The organism is Pseudomonas sp. RIT-562, from assembly GCF_026241895.1.
GTDB classification, from domain to species: Bacteria; Pseudomonadota; Gammaproteobacteria; order Pseudomonadales; family Pseudomonadaceae; genus Aquipseudomonas; species Aquipseudomonas mandelii_F.
Genome location: NZ_JAPJIV010000063.1, coordinates 1 through 465, shown reverse-complemented (window position 1 = coordinate 465; position 465 = coordinate 1). Strand labels below are relative to the sequence as shown.

At 57.0% G+C, this 465-nt stretch carries 1 pseudogene; it reads left to right on the top strand.

Annotation, left to right across the window (positions count from 1 at the left end):
- Positions 1-246, top strand: a pseudogene (locus tag ORL50_RS28755) (hypothetical protein); the annotation flags it as partial.
- Between the last annotated feature and the right edge of the window lie 219 nt (positions 247-465).

The following is a 465-nucleotide window of genomic DNA, read 5'->3' as shown; positions in this document are numbered from 1 at the left end:
CTCCAAGCTCAATGGCGCCGGGGTGGCTGGATTCCCGTAGGTGTCGATAGGTCCCCATCCTTCGCCGACACCCCGCAATGGCGCGCTCAATTGCGCGATGTAAACAAGGGTGGAGTGGCGTATTGGCGAGCGGGCGACAAGTACCAGATCATGCTGGTGGTCAATCGATTCAAGGACAAAAAGCGCCCCACTGAGGAGCGCTATCTCATGACGCTGGAAGTCGCTAAGTCGTGGGGGGTGCCATGAGTCTTCAGCCCGACGCACATACAGTTCTCCTCCATATCCCAGGTCATATGTTCGATTCAGCCTTAAGGAATTTCTCTGACTGCGGAGGACTGAGATGACTCCGATTCGATGGATCGGCTGGCGTCGATCCCTGTTCACCTTGGTAGTGGCCGTCGTCATATCAGCGGCGGTCCTACAAACGCGGTCGGACGATCCTGAGGTTGCGCTCGTAATTGGCGA